The organism is Rathayibacter sp. Leaf299 (genome assembly GCF_001423055.1).
GTDB classification, from domain to species: Bacteria; Actinomycetota; Actinomycetes; order Actinomycetales; family Microbacteriaceae; genus Rathayibacter; species Rathayibacter caricis.
On sequence record NZ_LMNT01000001.1, the window covers coordinates 741,822 to 759,760 of the forward strand.

Below are 17,939 nucleotides of genomic sequence, written 5' to 3' on the forward strand. Positions count from 1 at the left end.
ACACCGGCCCGGGCGGTCCTCGAGTCGGGGCGCGCCCGTACAGTGGGGTCCGTTCCAGAGGATGTTCCGGGGGGAGCCGAAGGTCATGGTCGTGCGTCGCAAGCGGAGACGGGTCGCGGCTCTCGCCGTTCCCGCACTGGTCCTGGCCCTCGTCGGCTGCACGCAGGGGGCCGCCTCGGTCGTCCCCGATGCGCCGCCCGGTCCCGTGTCCGACGACCTCGCGATCGCGCTCTCCGGCCTCGTCGACGAGGCGCGCGGCGCGGCCGGAGCGACGGGGGCCGTCGCCGGGGTCTGGTCGCCCTGGGCGGGTGGCTGGGAGACGGCGCTCGGCGTCGTCGGCGACGCCGACCCCACTCCGCTGACCACCGACGCGCACGTGCGCCTGGGCACGGGAGGGACGGAGGCGATGACCTGCGACGTGGTCGTCGCGCTCGCCGAGGAGGGCCGCCTGGACCTCGACGCCGACATCTCCGAGTCGCTCAGCTCCCTGCCCGGCATCGAGGGCACGACCCTCCGCCAGCTCTGCGCGCACACCTCCGGACTCGCCGACTTCCGGGCGGCGCTCTGGCCGACGGTCCTGCAGAACCCGGTCAGGGAGTGGCCGACGATGGAGCTGATCTCGGCCGCCCAGGTGCGCGCGCCCGTGGCACCTCCGGGAGCCGCCTGGTCCGACTCCGCCACCGGGCCGTTGCTGGCGGGACTCGCGGCCTCGGAGGCGACCGGCCGCAGCGTCGCCGACCTCTACCGCGAGTACGTCGTGCCGCGGTACGGCCTGCGCAGCACCGCGCTGCCCTCGGCGCGGACGCTCGATCTGCCCACTCCGGCGCCGCGCGGGTACGCGGCCGGCCTCGACCTCCGCACCGGAGCCGTGCAGTGCGAGGTGCGCCGCGACGTCGGCTCGGCGTCGCCGTCGGCGCTGGGGGCCGCGGGCGGAGTCGTGACCGACCTCGAGGACCTCCGCCGGCTCGCGACCGGCCTCGCCGCCTCGCCCTCCGGCGACGCCGTGTGGTCCGACCCGGTCCCGCAGGGTCAGGGCCGCGCCGAGTGGCTCCTCGCCGGCCTGGGCGGGCATGAGGCAGGCCCGCTCCGGGGCTTCTCCGGCGTGGCGCCCGGATTCGTGACCGCCGCCTACTCCGACCCGGTGTCGGGACTGACGGTCGCCGTGTCGTTCAACAGCTCCACCGCGGGGGCCGACTTCGCCGGGAACGTCGCGCGGGCGATGGCGGCCGTCGCCGTCGAGCAGGGCGCCGCGTCGGGAGCGGCGGACCTGCCCGTCCTGCCGTGGACGGCCGAGGGCGAGCGCGTCGCCGCGCTCACCGTGCACCAGCGCTGCTGAAGCGGGTGGCGGGGGATCGCCGATCCCTGACCGTCCAACGCGCCGTGGGGCCGGAGCCGGGGTCCTACTGTGGGGTCATGCCGATCACCCCCGACACCAAGGACTGGACCTGGGCCGCCGAGCGCCCCTGCCTCGAGTGCGGCTTCGACGCCTCGCTCGTCGACGCGTCCGACGTCTCCCACCTCATCCGCGAGAACGCCGCCGCCTGGCCGTACGTCCTCGAGCGCGACGACGCCGCGGGCCGGCCCGACGACGAGACGTGGTCGCCCCTGGAGTACGCGGCGCACGTGCGCGACGTGCACCGCATCTACCGCACGCGCCTGGGCCTGATGCTCGCCGGCGACGATCCGCTGTTCCCCAACTGGGACCAGGACGTCACCGCCGTCGAGGACCGCTACTCCGAGCAGGATCCGGCCGTCGTCGGCCGCGAGCTCGTCGAGGAGGCGGGCCTGATCGCCGACGCCTTCGACGGCGTCACGGGCGCCCAGTGGCAGTACCCCGGTCGCCGCAGCGACGGAGCCGTCTTCACCGTCGAGACGATGGCGCGCTACTACCTGCACGACGTCCAGCACCACCTGCACGACGTCCGCGGCTGAGCGCGCAGCCCGCTCAGTAGTCGATGAGCTGCGGATTGAGGAACGACACCGTCCGCGCGTAGGCGAGCGCTGCGGAGGAGGGCTCGACGGCCTCGCGCAGGGTCCCGTTCGCGAAGTGCCGCACGGTGCCCGGGTAGGTGTGCGCCGTGACGGGCGTCCCCGCCTCCTTCAGCCGGCCGACGAAAGCCTCGGGGTCGTCGCCCTCGGCCCACTCGTCGCTCTGCGCGTAGTGGAGCAGCGTCGGGCACGGCACGAGCGCGTGCTCCTCCTGCCCGAGGGTCGCGTAGTACGCGACGACCGCGTCGACCATCCCGGTGGCGGCGGCGAGCAGGCCGAGCCGTCCGCCGAAGCCGAATCCGATGATCGCGCTGCGCTGCGCGCCCTCGGCCGCTCCGGAGCTGACCGCGTCGGCGATCGCGGCCATCGCGCGGTCCTGCGCGGTCATCGCGGCGAGGTCGCGGGCGTCCTCCGGGGCGAGCGTCGCCCAGCCGTCGTAGAGATCGGGGACGAGCACGTGGTATCCGTGCTTCGAGACGGCCTCGGCGAAGGGCTCCATCCACGGGAGCCGGCCGTACACGTCGTGGAGCACGACGACGATCGGGCGGCCGGGGCGCCCGTACTCGAGGGCGACGCCCGGCGACGGGATCTGGACGAGCTCTGTCACTCCTCCACCCTGCACCGCGACGTCCGGCATTCCGCGCGTTCGCGGCGATCGCCTCGGCGTGTCGCCCGACGAGGGCGCCTGAGGAGGACGGAGGGGGAGGAGACCTGCGGAGCGAGTGACGGGAATCGAACCCGCGCCATCTGCTTGGGAAGCAGAAGTTCTACCATTGAACTACACTCGCGCGGCGCCTCGGAGGCGCACTCGATCATCGTAGCAAGGCCCGCACGCGCCCCACGTCGCCGGCTCCGCCCCACGCCCTAGGATCGCCTCGTGCTGCTCTCCGATCGCGACATCCAGACCGAACTGTCCTCCGGCCGCGTCGGTCTCGATCCGCACGATCCGGCGATGATCCAGCCCTCGTCCGTCGACGTGCGCCTCGACCGCTTCTTCCGGCTGTTCGACAACCACCGGTACCCCTACATCGATCCGGCCGAGGACCAGCCGGACCTCACGCGGCTGGTCGAGACCCCGCAGGGCGAGCCGTTCATCCTGCACCCGGGCGAGTTCGTGCTCGGATCGACGTACGAGGCGGTCACGCTGCCCGACGACATCGCGACGCGGCTCGAGGGCAAGAGCTCGCTCGGGCGGCTGGGGCTGCTGACGCACTCGACCGCCGGGTTCATCGATCCGGGCTTCACCGGCCACGTCACGCTCGAGCTGAGCAACGTCGCGACGCTGCCGATCACCCTCTGGCCGGGGATGAAGATCGGCCAGATGTGCTTCTTCCGCCTCAGCTCGCCGGCCGAGAAGCCCTACGGATCCGCGGAGTACTTCTCGCGCTACCAGGGGCAGCGCGGCCCGACCGCGTCCCGCTCCTCCCTCAACTTCCACCGCACGGACGTCTACGGCGACTGAGGGAGCGGGGCGTCTCTCAGCCCAGGAGGCGGGGGAGCTGCAGCACGAGCCAGGGCGAGAACGCCCACGGCGCCGCGCGCACGGAGGCAAGCGTGGCCTCCGGATCGACCCATTCGTAGTCCATGACCTCGTCGGCCCGCGGCGAGAGCGCCTCGCGGCTCGACAGGGTCGCGGTGTACACCGGGCAGATCTCGTTCTCGACGATCCCGGAGGCGTCCACCGCGCGGTAGCGGAAGTCCGGCAGCGCCACCTCCAGCGTCTCGAGTCGGGCACCGAGCTCGCGCTCGGCGCGGCGGACGACGGCGTCCTCGATCCGCTCGCCGGGGGCGGGGTGACCGCAGAACGAATTGGTCCAGACGCCGGGCCACGTGCGCTTGCCGAGCGCGCGGCGCGTCACGAGCAGGGCGCCGTCCGGTGCGAACACGTGGCAGGAGAACGCCAGGTGCAGGGCCGTCTCGGTGTCGTGCACCGTCGCCTTGTCGGCGACGCCGATGGCGCCGCCCGTCTCGTCCAGCAGGACGACCTGCTCGATCTCGTCCTCGCGCACGGCGATTCCTCCCGAAGTCATGGCTGTAAGTCAAGCACGAGGAGGGAACTCAGCCGGCTTAGTGCTAGAAGACCGAACTTGTTAGCCTCTCCCTCGTGGATACACGCGACCCCGTGGTTCTCTCCCGGAAGCGGCAGGAACACGTCGATGCCGTGCTCGACCGGTTCTTCTCCCTGGCGCGCGCCCGGGCGGAGCGGCTGGGGACGCGGTACACGACCCTGTGGCAGACGCTCGAGGCCAACACCCGCGGGGGCAAGCGCTTCCGCCCCCTCATGGTGATCTCGGCGTACGAGGCCCTCGGCGGGCGCGACCCGGAGGCCGCCGCGCATCTCGGAGCCGCGTTCGAGCTCCTCCACACCGCGCTGATCGTGCACGACGACGTGATCGACCGTGACTTCGTCCGACGCGGCGGACCCAACGTCTCCGGCAGCTACCGCGACGAGGCGACCACCGCCGGTCTCTCCATCCCCATCGCCGAGCACCGCGGCACCTCCGTCGCCGTCATCGCCGGCGACCTCGCGCTGACCGGCGCCCACCGCCTCATCGAGGGCGTCGGAGCGGACGACGCCGTCCGCGCGCGCCTGCTCACGCTGCTCGACGAGGCCGTCTTCGCCTCGGCAGCGGGGGAGCTCGCCGATGTCGACTTCTCGCTCATGCCCGGCATGCCCTCGGTCGAGGAGGTGCTCGAGATGGAGCGCCTGAAGACCGCCGTCTACTCGTTCGAGGCGCCGCTGCAGGCGGGCGCGATCCTGGCGGGGGCCTCCGACGAGGCCGTCGAAGCGCTCGGCGAGTTCGGCCGCTGCATCGGCATCGCCTACCAGATCGTCGACGACCTGCTGGGCGTCTTCGGCTCGGAGGGGCAGACCGGCAAGACCACGCTGGGCGACCTGCGCGAGGGCAAGCGCACGGTGCTGATCGCGCACGCGGCTGGCACCGACTGCTGGCCCGAGATCGAGGGTCTGATCGGCGACGAGCACCTCAGCGGCGAGACCGCCGAGCGCGTCCGCCGGATCCTCGAGGAGTGCGGTGCCCGCGGGTTCGCCGAGTCCCTCGCCGGCGACTTCGCGAACCGCGCCTGGGAGGCGCTGAACACTCCCGCGGTCTCGGAGGCGTTCCGCGTCGAAGTCCGCCCGCTCGTCGCGAGCGTGGTCGGACGCACCCGATGACCCTCGTCGTGCTCGGCCGCCACGCGCGGCCCTCCGCACCGATGACCCCCCGCACATCCACGACCCGTACGGTGGCACGATGACCCGGCAGAGCGAACTGTACGACCGAGTCGCGCACGAGGCGTCCGCGCAGGTGATCCGCAGCTACTCCACGTCGTTCGGACTCGCCACGCGGCTGCTGGGGCGCGGCGTCCGCGAGCGCGTCGAGGACGTCTACGCCCTGGTGCGCGTCGCCGACGAGATCGTCGACGGCGTCGCCGAGGCGGCCGAGCTCGACCGCGCGGCCGTCGAGGAGGCCCTCGACGCGTTCGAGGCCGAGACCGACCGCGCCCTCGACTCCGGCTACAGCTCGAACCTCGTGGTGCACGCCTTCGCCAGGACCGCCAGGGCGACCGGGTTCGGCACCGAGCTGACCCGCCCCTTCTTCGCCTCGATGCGGGCGGACCTCCGCGAGACCGTGCACACGCCCGAGTCGTTCGAGCGCTACGTCTACGGCTCCGCCGAGGTCGTGGGGCTGATGTGCCTGCACGTGTTCCTCGCCGCCCCGGATGCGGGCCACGTCGCGCCCGCGGCCCGTGAGCGCCTGGTCGCCGGTGCCCGGCGCCTGGGCTCCGCGTTCCAGAAGGTCAACTTCCTCCGCGACCTGGCGGCCGACGTCGACGGACTCGGACGCAGCTACTTCCCGGGTGTCGACCCGCGCGCGTTCTCCGAGACGGACAAGGCGGTGCTGCTCGCCGACCTCGACGACGACCTCGCCGAGGCCGCCGCGATCATCCCGGAGCTGCCCCGGTCGAGCCGCCGGGCCGTCGTGCTCGCGCACTCGCTCTTCCAGGCGCTGGCCGACCGCATCCGCGAGACGCCGGCCGAGGAGCTGCTCCGGGCCCGCGTCAGCGTGCCGACGGCCACGAAGACGGCGCTGGCCGCCCGCGCCGCCGCGTCCACTCTCGCTCCGCGACTCGGTCGCGGCCCCGCCCGCGCGAGCCGTTCGGCCTCCGGACCGCACCGCGCGGTCGTGATCGGCGGCGGCATCGGCGGACTCGCCTCCGCCGCGCTCCTCGCCCGCGACGGCTGGGACGTGACCGTGCTCGAGAAGCGCGAGGTCGTCGGCGGCCGCGCCGGCTCGTGGGAGCGCGACGGGTTCCGCTTCGACACCGGTCCGTCCTGGTACCTCATGCCCGAGGTCTTCGACCACTTCTTCCGGCTGATGGGCACGAGCGCCGACGAGCGCCTCGACCTGGTGAAGCTGGATCCGGGCTACCGCGTCTACAGCGAGGGAGTCGAGGAGCCGCTCGACGTGCTCGCCGACCTCGAGTCGAACATCGCCCTGTTCGAGAGCGTCGAGCCGGGCTCGGGCGAGCGGATGCGCGCCTACCTCGAATCGGCGCGCGACACGTACGAGATGGCCAAGCGCCGCTTCCTCTACACCAGCTTCGCGTCCTTCCTCCCGCTGCTGCGCAAGGACGTCCTCTCGCGCACGGCGACCCTCGGGAAGCTGCTGCTCACCTCGCTCGACTCCCTGGCGGGCACCGCGGTGACCGACACCCGCCTGCGGCAGATCCTCGGCTATCCGGCCGTCTTCCTCGGCTCCTCGCCGTACGACGCGCCGAGCATGTACCACCTGATGAGCCACCTCGACCTCGCCGACGGCGTGCTCTACCCGATGGGCGGATTCACGCGGCTGATCGAGGCCGTCGCCGAGGTCGGCGAGGAGGCGGGCGTCACGATCCGCACCTCGTCGCCCGCCACGCGCATCCTCACCGCCCGCGCCCCCCGCGGCAGCCGTCGCGGTGCCGAGGTCGTCGGAGTGGAGTTCGAGGGCCCGGACGGAGTCGAGCGCCTGCCCGCCGAGCTCGTCGTCAACGCCTCCGACCTCTTCACCACGGAGCAGTCCCTCCTGCCCGACGAGCAGCGCACCTTCCCGCCGCAGTACTGGGAGGACCGCAATCCCGGTCCGAGCGCCGTGCTGATCCTCCTCGGCGTGCGCGGCGAGCTGCCGCAGCTCGAGCACCACACCCTGCTCTTCACGAAGGACTGGCGCGACAACTTCGGCCGTATCTTCGGCGAGAACCCCTCGGTGCCGGATCCCGCCTCCCTCTACGTCTGCCGTCCCAGCGCGACCGACCCGGGCGTGGCTCCGGACGGGCACGAGAACCTCTTCGTGCTCGTGCCGATCCCGGCCGACACCTCGATCGGCCACGGCGGAGTCGACGGCGAGGGCGACGCACGGGTCGAGGCGATCGCGGACGCGGCCATCCGGCAGATCGCGACCTGGACCGGAGCGGCGGACCTCGCGGACCGGATCGTCGTGCGGCGCACGATCGGCCCGGCCGACTTCGAGACCGACCTCGGCGCCTGGCGCGGCTCGATGCTGGGCCCCGCGCACGTGCTCAAGCAGAGCGCGTTCTTCCGCGCCGGCAACGCGAGTGCACACGTCGACGGGCTCCTCTTCGCCGGCAGCTCCACGATCCCCGGCATCGGCCTGCCGATGTGCGTCATCAGCGCCGAGGTCATGCTCAAGCGCGTCCGCGGCGACGTCTCGACCGAGCCGATCCCGGTGCGCGGCGCGCCCGACGCCCCGGTGGCTCCGACCGTCGGAGCCGAGGTGCGCGACGCCGTGCTCGCCGGCCCGGCGGAGTAGCCGGTGGGCGTCGTCTACCTGCTCGCGCTCGCGGTCTCGATCTTCGGCATGGTCGTGCTCGACAGGCGGTTCGGGCTGTTCTTCTGGAACGACGCCCGGCGGGCCGCGATCGTGCTGCCCGCGGGAGTCGTCTTCTTCCTGATTTGGGACCTGTTCGGGATCGGGCTCGGCGTCTTCTTCCGCGGCGAGACCCCGTACATGACCGGACTGCAGCTCGCCCCCGAGCTCCCGGTCGAGGAGGTTCTCTTCCTCACCCTGCTCTGCTACCTGTCGATGGACGTCCACGGGGCGCTCGAGAAGCGGGCGGAGGCGCGCGCGTGACCTACCTCCTCCTGAACACGGTCTTCCTGGCCGTGGTGCTGGTGGTCCTCGTGATCGCCCTGCGCCGCGGTCGGCTCCGCCTCGGCCCCCTCGCCGGCACGCTCGTCGTCCTGCTCGTGATGACGGCCGTCTTCGACAACGTGATGATCGGAGTCGGACTCCTGGTGGCCTACGACGACTCGCTCATCTCGGGCATCAGGATCGGCGTCGCGCCGATCGAGGACTTCGCCTACGCGATCGCGGCGGCCGTCGCCCTCCCGGCGCTCTGGTCGATCCTGCCGGCCCGCCGACGCACCACCGGGAGCACCTCGTGAACCGACTCCGCGCCCTCTTCGTCTCGAGCAGGCCCCTCAGCTGGGTCAACACGGCGTACCCCTTCGCGGCCGCCTACCTGCTGACCACCCGCGAGATCGATCTCGCCTTCGTGCTCGGCACTCTCTACTTCCTCATCCCCTACAACCTCGCGATGTACGGGATCAACGACGTCTTCGACTACGAGTCGGATCTGCGGAACCCGCGCAAGGGCGGCGTCGAGGGCGCCGTCCTCGATCGGAGCGAGCACCGCGCGACCCTGATCGCGGCCGTCGCGACCAACGTGCCGTTCCTCGTCGCGCTCGTGATCCTCGGCTCGCCGATCTCGTGGCTCGTGCTGGCGATCAGCGTCTTCGCCGTGATCGCGTACAGCGCGCCGGGACTGCGCTTCAAGGAGCGGCCGTTCATCGACTCGCTGACCTCGGCGACCCACTTCGTGAGTCCGGCCGTCTACGGCATCGCGCTGGCCGGCACCACGGTGACCGGGCCTCTGGTGGCCCTGCTCGTCGCGTTCTTCCTCTGGGGAATCGCGAGCCACGCCTTCGGAGCGGTGCAGGACATCCTCGCCGACCGTGCCGCGGGCATCGGATCGATCGCCACGGTCATCGGGGCGAAGGCGACCACGCGCTTCGCGATCGCCGCCTACGTCGCGAGCGGCCTGCTGCTCCTGCTGCTGCCGTGGCCGGGGACGCTCGCCGTGATCCTGGCCGTGCCGTACGCGCTCAGCATCTGGCCGTACCGCTCGCTGAGCGACGCGGAGGCGGAGCGGGCGAACGCGGGTTGGAAGCGGTTCCTCGCGCTCAACTTCCTGACCGGGTTCCTGGTCACGCTGCTGCTGATCGTCTTCTGGCTCGCCACCTGAGGGCGAGCCCCTCCGCTCAGAAGAGCTGGTGCGGAGCGACGATCAGCACGACGACGACCGCGAGGCCGACGAGGAGCGCCGCGACGAGCAGGCCGTAGCCGATCCGCTTCGCGGTCTTCGCGATCCGGGTGCGACGAGGGACGCGGCGCTTCTTCTTGACGCGGATCGACGCCGGGCGGTCGGCCGACGGAGCGGGGGCGGCCTGGGCCGGAGCGGTGGGCCAGCCGTCGGCGGGACTCGTGCGCGGAGCGTCGACGGCCTGCTCGGCACTCCTGGTGTGCCGCTCGGGTCCGCGTCGCGCAGGATCCTCGTTCGTCGTCCGCCGTGCCATGCCGCTCCTCCGGGTCGCCCGCCGTCGTTCTGCGGGCGGGGGGCCGTCGGGGCGACGGCTCCGACACTCTAGGGCAGTGCCGCTCCTCGCGGCTCGGTCGGCGCGACCGGCGCCGCGGCGGGCGGGCGGCGCACGGGGAGGAGCAGGAGGAGCCCGACGCCGAGCACGAGCACGAGGCCGAGGATGCCCCAGTACTGCACGTTCGCCTCGTCGCCGCCCGAGGTCGCTGCGGCGATCGAGACGAAGGCCGCGAAGGCGGCCGGGGCGAGGAAGGACGCGGCGCGGCCGGTCGTGGCGTAGAGCCCGAAGATCTCGCCCTCGCGTCCCTCCGGGATCAGCCGCGCGAGGTAGCTGCGGCTCGCCGACTGAGCGGGGCCGACGAAGAGGCACAGCAGCAGGCCGAAGATCCAGAAGACGGTGGCGCCGCCGTCGTGCAGCACGAAGACCGCGGTGCCGCAGACGAGCAGCCCGACCAGCGAGGCGACGATCACGGTCTTGGGGCCGAGGCGGTCGTCGAGGGCGCCGACCGAGATGGTGGCGACTCCGGCGACCACGTTGGCCGCGATGGCGAAGAGGATCACCTCGCCGGCGGTGAAGCCGAACGTGCCCTGCGCGAGGACCCCGCCGAAGGTGAAGACGCCGGTGAGCCCGTCGCGGAACACGGCGCTCGCGATCAGGAACAGCACGGTGGTGCGGCTCTCGCGCCACAGTGCGGCGATCTGGCGGAACAGGGCGCGGTAGGAGGCGATCACGCCGACGCGCTCGCGCGAGCCCGCCCGCGCCGGCAGCTCGGGCACCGCGACGAGCACGGGGATCGCGAAGACGGCGAACCAGACGCCCGCGAGCAGGATCGAGACGCGGACGTCGAGTCCGTCCTCCCCGGTCACGCCGAAGAGTCCGACCTCGGGCGAGATGAAGCCGAAGTAGACGATCAGCAGGAGCACGATGCCGCCGACGTAGCCCATGCCCCAGCCGAAGCCCGAGACCCGGCCGATCGTGGCGCGCGTCGAGACCTGGGTGAGCATCGCGTTGTAGTTGACGCTCGCGAACTCGAAGAAGACCGTGCCGACGGCGAGCAGCCCGAGGCCCAGCCAGAGGTATCCGGGATCGGGGCGGACGAGGAACATCAGCAGGATGCACGCCACGACGACGGCGGAGTGGATCCCGAGCCACAGCCGGCGGCGTCCGCCGAGGTCGGCCCGGCGGCCGGTGATCGGAGCGATCAGGGCGACGACCAGCCCCGCCCCCGCGAGCGACCAGCCGAGCGCGGCCGAGACTCCGCTGGGGGTGCCGAAGAGGCCGTCGGTCGTGAGGTAGACCGTGAAGACGAAGGTGGTGACGACGGCGTTGAAGGCGGATCCGCCCCAGTCCCAGAGGCCCCAGGCGAGGACGGGTCGACGGCCGGCGCGTTCGGTCATGCGCTCACCGTAGGGCGTGGAGGTGAACGGCGGGAAGCTGCCACTGAGAGTTGAGCCCGCTGGACTCAACTTCTCCGTTCCCGGCTTGACTCCAGGAACGGTCCGCGTAAACTTGAGCCTGCGGGACTCAACTCCCGCAGAGGTTTGCACCACTCACGTCAGCACCACTCACGACAACTGATCGACCGCCTTCACGGCCGGCCGGTCGCGAAGGAGAAACACGCTATGTCCCGTGCCGTAGGCATCGATCTGGGAACCACCAACTCGGTCGTGGCCGTCCTCGAGGGTGGCGAGCCCACCGTCATCGCGAACGCCGAGGGCTTCCGCACCACCCCGTCCGTCGTCGCGTTCACCAAGGACGGCGAGGTGCTCGTCGGCGAGACCGCGAAGCGCCAGGCCGTCACCAACGTCGACCGCACCATCGCGTCGGTCAAGCGCCATATGGGCACCGACTGGACCTTCGGGGTCGAGGAGAAGAAGTACACGCCGCAGGAGATCTCGGCCCGCATCCTGGGCAAGCTCAAGCGCGACGCCGAGCAGTACCTGGGCGACAAGGTGACCGACGCGGTCATCACGGTCCCCGCCTACTTCAACGACGCCGAGCGCCAGGCCACGAAGGACGCCGGCGAGATCGCCGGACTGAACGTCCTCCGCATCATCAACGAGCCCACCGCGGCCGCCCTCGCCTACGGCCTCGACAAGGGCAAGGAGGACGAGCTCATCCTGGTCTTCGACCTCGGCGGCGGAACGTTCGACGTCTCCCTCCTCGAGGTGGGCAAGGACGACGACTTCTCGACCATCCAGGTGCGCTCGACCTCCGGCGACAACCGCCTCGGCGGCGACGACTGGGACCAGCGCGTCGTCGACCACCTCGTCAAGCGCTTCAAGGACTCCACCGGCGTCGACGTGTCGAAGGACAAGATCGCCCGTCAGCGCCTCAAGGAGGCTGCGGAGCAGGCGAAGAAGGAGCTCTCCTCGAGCACCTCGACCAGCATCCAGCTGCCCTACCTCTCGCTCACCGAGAACGGTCCGGCGAACCTCGACGAGACGCTGACCCGCGCCAAGTTCGAGGAGCTCACCAGCGACCTCATCGAGCGCACCCGCAAGCCGTTCACCGACGTCATCGCCGAGGCGGGCGTCAAGGTCGAGGACATCGCGCACGTCGTCCTCGTCGGCGGATCGACCCGCATGCCGGCCGTCGCCGAGCTCGTCAAGAAGCTCACGGGCGGCAAGGAGCCCAACAAGGGCGTCAACCCGGACGAGGTCGTCGCCGTCGGCGCCGCCCTGCAGGCCGGCGTCCTCAAGGGCGAGCGCAAGGACGTCCTCCTCATCGACGTCACCCCGCTGTCGCTGGGCATCGAGACCAAGGGAGGGATCATGACCAAGCTCATCGAGCGCAACACCGCGATCCCGACCAAGCGGAGCGAGACCTTCACCACGGCCGACGACAACCAGCCGTCCGTCGCGATCCAGGTCTTCCAGGGCGAGCGCGAGTTCACCCGCGACAACAAGAACCTGGGCACCTTCGAGCTCACCGGCATCGCGCCGGCGCCCCGCGGCATCCCGCAGGTCGAGGTCACCTTCGACATCGACGCCAACGGCATCGTGCACGTGTCCGCGAAGGACAAGGGCACCGGCAAGGAGCAGTCGATGACGATCACCGGCGGCTCGTCGCTGCCGAAGGACGACATCGAGCGCATGGTCCGCGAGGCCGAGGAGCACGCCGCCGAGGACAAGGCCCGCCGCGAGGCCGCCGAGATCCGCAACAACGCCGAGACCCTCGCCTACTCGATCGACAAGCTGATCAAGGAGAACGAGGAGAAGCTGCCCGAGGACGTCAAGTCCGAGGTCCAGGGCGACGTCGATGCGCTGAAGACCGCGCTCGCCGGAGACGACGACGCCGCGGTGAAGACCGCGTTCGACGCCCTCAACGCCTCGCAGACCAAGCTCGGCCAGGCGATCTACTCGCAGGACCAGGCCGCGCAGAGCGCCCCGCAGGACGCTCCCACCGACGGTGACAAGAAGGACGACGAGGACATCGTCGACGCCGAGGTCATCGACGACGACGAGCCGAAGGACGCCAAGTGACGGCCGGCGAGCAGGACCAGGAGCCGACCGAGGGCGCTCCCGAGCAGGAGCCGACCACCGGAGCCGAGGCGGCGCAGGCCGCTCAGGACACCGAGGGTCTGATCGAGGCCGAGGGCCCGGACGTCGAGACGACGCTCTCGGACGCGGACCTCTCCTTCCTCTCGGGCCAGTCCGACGCCGAGACGCTCGCAGCGGAGCACCTCGCCGACCTCCAGCGGGTCACCGCGGAGTACGCGAACTACCGCAAGCGCACGGAGTCGAACCGGCAGGCCGAGAAGGAGCGGGCCATCGGCGACGCGGTGAAGGTCATCCTCCCCGTGCTCGACGACCTCGACCGCGCCGAGAAGCACGGCGACCTGCCCGAGGGCGGCCCGTTCACCGCCATCGCGCAGAAGCTGCGCGGCGGGACCGAGAAGCTCGGCCTGGTGAAGACCGGCGCCGTCGGGGACCTGTTCGACCCGAACATCCACGAGGCGATCTTCCAGCAGCCCACTCCGGGCGCCGAGACCTCCACGGTCGCGGACGTCGTCGAGGCGGGCTACTACCTCGGAGGCACGCTCCTGCGCGCCGCCAAGGTGGTCGTCGCGGTCCCCGCCGACTGACACCCTCCGCACCACCGCGAGGGACCCCGCTCCTCCCGCCGCTCCCGGCGGGCCCGTGAGCGGGGTCCCTCGCCGCACCCGACACAGGAAGAGGCACATGGCCAGCCAGGATTGGTTCGACAAGGACTTCTACAAGGTCCTCGGCGTGTCCAAGGACGTCTCCGCGGCGGATCTGAAGAAGACCTACCGCAAGCTCGCGCGGCAGTTCCACCCGGACTCGAACCCGGGCGACGCCCGCGCGGAGGCGCGCTTCAAGGAGATCAGCGAGGCGTACACCGTCCTCTCGGACGCGGATCAGCGCAAGGAGTACGACCAGATCCGCGCGATGGGCGGCGGAGCGCGCTTCACCGCGGGCGGACAGCCCGGCGGCTTCGACGACGTGTTCGGCAACGTCTTCGGCCAGGGCGGGCGCTCCGGATACAGCGCACAGCAGGGCCCGCCTCCCGGTTTCGAGGACCTCCTCGGCGGGATGTTCGGCGGCGCCGGCGGCCGCTTCGGCCAGCCCAGTGGCGGGTACCGCGGCTTCGGCGGCCCGCAGAAGGGCGCCGACCTCACGGCCAGCACCACCATCGACTTCCTCACCGCGACCCGCGGCGACACCGTGCAGCTGCAGACCGGCGAGGGTCGACCGCTCTCGGTCCGCATCCCGGCCGGAGTGGCCGACCAGCAGAAGATCCGCGTCCGCGGCAAGGGGCGGCCGAGCCCCGACGGCGGCGAGCCCGGCGATCTGGTGCTCACCGTCGCCGTCCGCAAGCACCCCGTCTTCGAGCGCGACGGACTGAACCTCCGCGTGAACGTCCCGGTCACCTTCGTCGAGGCCGTGTTCGGCGCGACGATCGAGGTGCCGACCCTCGGGGGAGAGCCCGTCAAGCTGCGGGTCGCTCCCGGAACGCCCAGCGGACGCGTGCTGCGCGTCAAGGGGCGCGGCGTCGAGACGGGCAAGGGCACCGGCGATCTGCTGGCCATCGTCCAGGTCGCGGTCCCCGATCACCTGTCGGCCGCGGCCAAGGCCGCGCTCGAGGCCTACGCGGCCGCCGAGCCCGCCGAGAACCCCCGCGAGGACCTCCTGGAGAAGGCCCGCTACTAGAGCGCACGAGTGCGACGGGCCGAGAGGCCGGAGAGGAGGCGGTGGTGGACGAGAACACCCCCGTGTTCGCGATCGCGGTCGCCGCCGACCTCGCCGGCATGCACCCGCAGACCCTCCGGCAGTACGACCGGCTCGGACTCGTCCGGCCGACCCGCACCGCGGGCAAGTCGCGCCGCTACTCCATGCGCGACGTCGTCCAGCTGCGCGAGGTCGCACGGCTGTCCTCCGAGGGGGTCTCCCTCGAGGGCATCGCGAGGATCCTCCAGCTCGAGAACCAGGTGCAGTCGCTGTCCCAGCGGGTGCGCGAACTCGAGTCGGCCCTGGCCGACGAGCTCCTCAACCGGCCGGGGCGCCGCGTCTTCGCGGCGGGACTCGAGGGCGACGTGGTGACCCTGCGTCACGGCACGCGCGCGCAGCGTCGCACCGAGGTCGTCGTGTGGCGCCCGGTTCCTCGCCCGCGCGACGAGGCGGCACCGGACGACGACGAGCCGGACGGCCTGTGATCGGGGTACTCTGACCGTCGCGCCCGGCACCGTCGCCGGGTCGCCCGCCCGCTCGCCGCGGTCGCGGTGAGACGAGGAGGACCCGTGGTCGAGGACAACCAGCGAGACGACGCCGTCGAGAGGCGGTCCGGGCGCGAGGCCGACCCCCAGGACGACGCGCGCGCCGCCGATCGGCGAGCCCCCGTGGTCCCGGACAACGGCTACAGCCGCGAGTCCTACGCGATCCACGCCACCCGCACCGAGCTGCCGCTCTTCTCGAACGCGCTGCAGGGCAGCCGGGACGACGCCCGCTGGCTGTCCTCGCTCTCGAGCGTGCTCGGCTCCGGCGATCCCGAGGCCGCCGCCGTCGCGGCGCAGGCGGCGATCGAGCGCCGCCGGCGCAGGAGCGACGAGTCGGGCGCCTAGCGCCGGTCGCGCGAGGGCCTCAGTCGCGCGCGCGAGCGCTCACGTACCGCCGGTCGAGCCGCGAGCCGACGCGGCCCCCCGTCGCCCGTTGCAGCAGATCGGAGCCGCGCGCGAGCATCTCGCCGCCCAGCGGCAGACCGCGCACGAGCCCGCGCACCTCGACGCGCTCGGCGTCGGTGTAGCCGAGCAGCACGTAGAGGCCCACGACGGCCATGGCCGCGATCGTGGCCACCCGGCCGGGCAGCTGGTCGAGGATCCCACCGTTGCCCTCGACGGGCTCGGCGAGGGTCACGCACATCAGGAAGATCGTCGCGTACACCGCGAGGTGCACGTGGACCGTCCTCCACGGGCGCGCGAGCGCGGCGACGGGCAGGATCCAGAGGGCGTACCACGGGTGGATCGCCGAGGACGCGGTCACGAACGCCAGCAGCGCGGTCGCGAGCCGCGCCACCGGATCGATCGAGCGGTGCGTCAGCATCATCCACCCCGCGACGACTCCGGCGAGCGTGAGCACCAGCAGCTTCACGAGGGTGACGGCCGCGGCGGGATCGTGCCCCGTCAGCTCGACGGAGGTCGAGACGAGGATCGAGACGAGCGACATCGGCGCGTACCAGTGCATGATCGTGCCGGGAACGATCATCGCCGCGACCCAGCCCACTCCGACTCCGACGGCGAAGCCCGCCGCCACGACGAGCCCGAGGGCGCCGAGACCCGTCCAGAGCCAAGCGCGCACCCGCTCCCGCAGGCTCGCGTCGCGCCGCAGCCAGAGCAGCGCGACCACCGGCAGGGCGATCACGGCGACCGGCTTGACCGCGATCGCGGCCCCCATCAGCACGACGGCGAGCACTCTCCGGTCGGTGCTCGCATAGAACAGCGACGCGAGGATCAGCGCCAGCATCACCGAGTCGTTGTGCCCGGCGACGACGAAGAGGACGAGCGTGAGCGGATTCGCGACGACGGTCCACGCGGTCAGCGGGACGGAGAGGCCGCGCAACCGGGCCAGCCGCAGCGCGTAGACGGCCATGACGACGACTCCGGCCACCGACACGGCCCGCAGCATGGCGACCGAGAGCTCGGGGGAGGACCAGCCGGCCAGCTGGACCACGGTCCTCTCGGTCAGGAGGTACAGGGGGCCGTAAGGGGTCGGCGAATCGGCCCAGACGGGATCGACGCCGAGGATGAACCAGCCGGGCAGTGTCGCGACGCCGTTCGAGTAGGGATCGATCCCCTGGACCATCAGCCGCCCCTGCGCCACGTAGGAGAACATGTCGCGGCTGAACAGAGGGACGGCGATCAGCAGGGGCGCGCACCACGAGAGCGCCGCGACGAGGATCGTGCGCAGCGCGCGCGGGTCCCCGCTCCGCGCCGTCGAGCGGAGCCGCAGCCACGCGAGCAGCAGGAGCAGTCCGCCGCCGAGCACGGCGATGGCGCAGATCTCTGTGAGCGAGGCGGTCGAGCGCAGGGTCGCGATGAGGGGCCACTGCCGGATCGGCGAGTCGCCGGGCAGGTACCCGACGCCGAGCGAGCCGACCAGGATCGCGCTGGAGGCGACCGTGCCCATCGCCAGCGGGGCGACGCGCGACGCGTGCTGCGCGAGTCGGCGGGCCCGGAGCGGGACGCGGGAGGTCCGCTCCGACGCCTCGACCGCGCCTGGTCGTCCGGTCGTCACCTGTGCAGCCATCGCAGCCACGCTAGGCGACCGCTCTTCGAAACGGATGGACGTGGCGTGAACGGTTGACCTCCGCCGTTCTCAGGCGCTAGTCGGCTCCGGCACGGCTTCGGCGAAGCGGAGCTGGTTCCCGAACGGGTCGATCACCTCGAGGGAGAAGCCGAAGGGCGTCCGGGTGATGCGCGGGTTCAGGTACGGGTAGGCCTTGGCGTCGAGCTCGGCGTGCAGCTCGCGCACCCCGCGCAGCGACACGTGCAGGGCCGCTCCGGGGCTGCCGTCGCGATGGTGCTCGCTGAGGTGCAGGCGCAGGCCCGAGCGCGACACCTGGAGGTAGAGGGGAGCGTCGCGGCCCGCGCGGTGCTCCCAGTCGACGGTGAAGCCGAGGTAGTCGACGTAGAACTCGCCCGCCTTCGCGACCGAGAAGATGCGCAGGATAGGGACCGCCGCCTCCATCCGCACCGCTTCGAGCCGCGAGGCCCCGCCCGGCGTCGACTCTTCCCGTGCGCGTCGTCTCGTCTCCACGGCACGAGGGTAGCCGT

Annotated in this window: 19 protein-coding genes and 1 tRNA gene; 13 read left to right on the top strand and 7 right to left on the bottom strand. The window is 72.0% G+C overall.

Features of this window, described 5'->3' with window-relative positions; genetic code table 11:
• Window positions 1-85 precede the first annotated feature (85 nt).
• The gene (locus ASF48_RS03370; RefSeq protein WP_055786361.1) at window positions 86-1,336 is read left to right on the top strand and encodes a serine hydrolase domain-containing protein; all 1,251 of its coding nucleotides are present in this window, start codon (window positions 86-88) and stop codon (window positions 1,334-1,336) included.
• Between the two features lie 77 nt (window positions 1,337-1,413).
• Entirely contained in the window at window positions 1,414-1,932 is a 519-nt protein-coding gene (locus tag ASF48_RS03375) for a DinB family protein (protein ID WP_055786365.1), read from the top strand.
• A 13-nt stretch (window positions 1,933-1,945) separates the two neighbouring features.
• Here ASF48_RS03375 and ASF48_RS03380 read toward each other — a convergent pair whose 3' ends face one another.
• Both ASF48_RS03380 and ASF48_RS03385 read right to left on the bottom strand, forming a co-directional pair.
• On the bottom strand, window positions 1,946-2,596 hold the full coding sequence (locus tag ASF48_RS03380; protein ID WP_055788873.1) for a dienelactone hydrolase family protein: 651 nt from the start codon (window positions 2,594-2,596) through the stop codon (window positions 1,946-1,948).
• 110 nt (window positions 2,597-2,706) lie between these two features.
• Window positions 2,707-2,777, bottom strand: a tRNA-Gly gene (locus ASF48_RS03385).
• An 89-nt stretch (window positions 2,778-2,866) separates the two neighbouring features.
• On the opposite strand from ASF48_RS03385, the gene dcd reads away from it, so the two are divergent.
• Window positions 2,867-3,451 (top strand): dCTP deaminase, encoded by a 585-nt coding sequence (dcd, locus tag ASF48_RS03390; protein WP_055786368.1) that lies wholly within the window; start codon window positions 2,867-2,869, stop codon window positions 3,449-3,451.
• A 16-nt stretch (window positions 3,452-3,467) separates the two neighbouring features.
• Here the strand turns inward: dcd and idi are convergent, their stop codons facing one another.
• Window positions 3,468-4,019, bottom strand: coding sequence for an isopentenyl-diphosphate Delta-isomerase (idi, locus tag ASF48_RS03395; RefSeq protein ID WP_055786372.1), 552 nt, complete (start codon window positions 4,017-4,019; stop codon window positions 3,468-3,470).
• Window positions 4,020-4,111: 92 nt separating this feature from the next.
• Between idi and ASF48_RS03400 the strand changes: the two genes are divergently transcribed.
• The 5 genes from ASF48_RS03400 to ASF48_RS03420 all read left to right on the top strand — a co-directional run bounded on the left by ASF48_RS03400 (window position 4,112) and on the right by ASF48_RS03420 (window position 9,297).
• The gene (locus ASF48_RS03400; protein ID WP_055786375.1) at window positions 4,112-5,164 is read left to right on the top strand and encodes a polyprenyl synthetase family protein; all 1,053 of its coding nucleotides are present in this window, start codon (window positions 4,112-4,114) and stop codon (window positions 5,162-5,164) included.
• 79 nt (window positions 5,165-5,243) lie between these two features.
• Window positions 5,244-7,802: a phytoene desaturase family protein gene (gene crtI, locus ASF48_RS20045; RefSeq protein ID WP_055786378.1), complete on the top strand. Its 2,559-nt coding sequence runs from the start codon at window positions 5,244-5,246 to the stop codon at window positions 7,800-7,802.
• A gap of 3 nt (window positions 7,803-7,805) precedes the next feature.
• Window positions 7,806-8,123: a lycopene cyclase domain-containing protein gene (locus ASF48_RS03410; RefSeq protein WP_082480957.1), complete on the top strand. Its 318-nt coding sequence runs from the start codon at window positions 7,806-7,808 to the stop codon at window positions 8,121-8,123.
• Complete coding sequence (locus ASF48_RS03415) at window positions 8,120-8,437, top strand: lycopene cyclase domain-containing protein (RefSeq protein ID WP_055786381.1); 318 nt, start codon at window positions 8,120-8,122, stop codon at window positions 8,435-8,437. Before ASF48_RS03410 ends, ASF48_RS03415 begins: the two co-directional genes overlap by 4 nt.
• Window positions 8,434-9,297, top strand: a complete 864-nt coding sequence (locus ASF48_RS03420) for a prenyltransferase (protein WP_055786384.1) — start codon at window positions 8,434-8,436, stop codon at window positions 9,295-9,297. The genes ASF48_RS03415 and ASF48_RS03420 overlap by 4 nt, the downstream gene beginning before the upstream one ends.
• 16 nt (window positions 9,298-9,313) lie before the next feature.
• Here the strand turns inward: ASF48_RS03420 and ASF48_RS03425 are convergent, their stop codons facing one another.
• Together ASF48_RS03425 and ASF48_RS03430 are read right to left on the bottom strand one after the other, a co-directional pair.
• Complete coding sequence (locus ASF48_RS03425) at window positions 9,314-9,628, bottom strand: hypothetical protein (protein WP_055786385.1); 315 nt, start codon at window positions 9,626-9,628, stop codon at window positions 9,314-9,316.
• Between the two features lie 68 nt (window positions 9,629-9,696).
• Window positions 9,697-11,046, bottom strand: coding sequence for an MFS transporter (locus tag ASF48_RS03430; protein ID WP_055786388.1), 1,350 nt, complete (start codon window positions 11,044-11,046; stop codon window positions 9,697-9,699).
• Window positions 11,047-11,271: 225 nt separating this feature from the next.
• On the opposite strand from ASF48_RS03430, the gene dnaK reads away from it, so the two are divergent.
• The 5 genes from dnaK to ASF48_RS03455 all read left to right on the top strand — a co-directional run bounded on the left by dnaK (window position 11,272) and on the right by ASF48_RS03455 (window position 15,731).
• On the top strand, window positions 11,272-13,134 hold the full coding sequence (gene dnaK / locus ASF48_RS03435; RefSeq protein ID WP_055786389.1) for a molecular chaperone DnaK: 1,863 nt from the start codon (window positions 11,272-11,274) through the stop codon (window positions 13,132-13,134).
• Window positions 13,131-13,736, top strand: a complete 606-nt coding sequence (locus tag ASF48_RS03440) for a nucleotide exchange factor GrpE (protein WP_055786392.1) — start codon at window positions 13,131-13,133, stop codon at window positions 13,734-13,736. The genes dnaK and ASF48_RS03440 overlap by 4 nt, the downstream gene beginning before the upstream one ends.
• Before the next feature lie 97 nt (window positions 13,737-13,833).
• Entirely contained in the window at window positions 13,834-14,823 is a 990-nt protein-coding gene (locus ASF48_RS03445) for a DnaJ C-terminal domain-containing protein (protein ID WP_055786395.1), read from the top strand.
• 44 nt (window positions 14,824-14,867) lie between these two features.
• Complete coding sequence (locus ASF48_RS03450; RefSeq protein WP_055786402.1) at window positions 14,868-15,326, top strand: heat shock protein transcriptional repressor HspR; 459 nt, start codon at window positions 14,868-14,870, stop codon at window positions 15,324-15,326.
• 84 nt (window positions 15,327-15,410) lie between these two features.
• Entirely contained in the window at window positions 15,411-15,731 is a 321-nt protein-coding gene (locus ASF48_RS03455) for a hypothetical protein (protein ID WP_055786412.1), read from the top strand.
• A 19-nt stretch (window positions 15,732-15,750) separates the two neighbouring features.
• On the opposite strand, the gene mptB is transcribed toward ASF48_RS03455, so the two are convergent.
• Together mptB and ASF48_RS03465 are read right to left on the bottom strand one after the other, a co-directional pair.
• On the bottom strand, window positions 15,751-17,412 hold the full coding sequence (gene mptB / locus ASF48_RS03460; protein ID WP_055786413.1) for a polyprenol phosphomannose-dependent alpha 1,6 mannosyltransferase MptB: 1,662 nt from the start codon (window positions 17,410-17,412) through the stop codon (window positions 15,751-15,753).
• A 69-nt stretch (window positions 17,413-17,481) separates the two neighbouring features.
• Entirely contained in the window at window positions 17,482-17,922 is a 441-nt protein-coding gene (locus tag ASF48_RS03465; RefSeq protein WP_200930960.1) for a glyoxalase superfamily protein, read from the bottom strand.
• Between the last annotated feature and the right edge of the window lie 17 nt (window positions 17,923-17,939).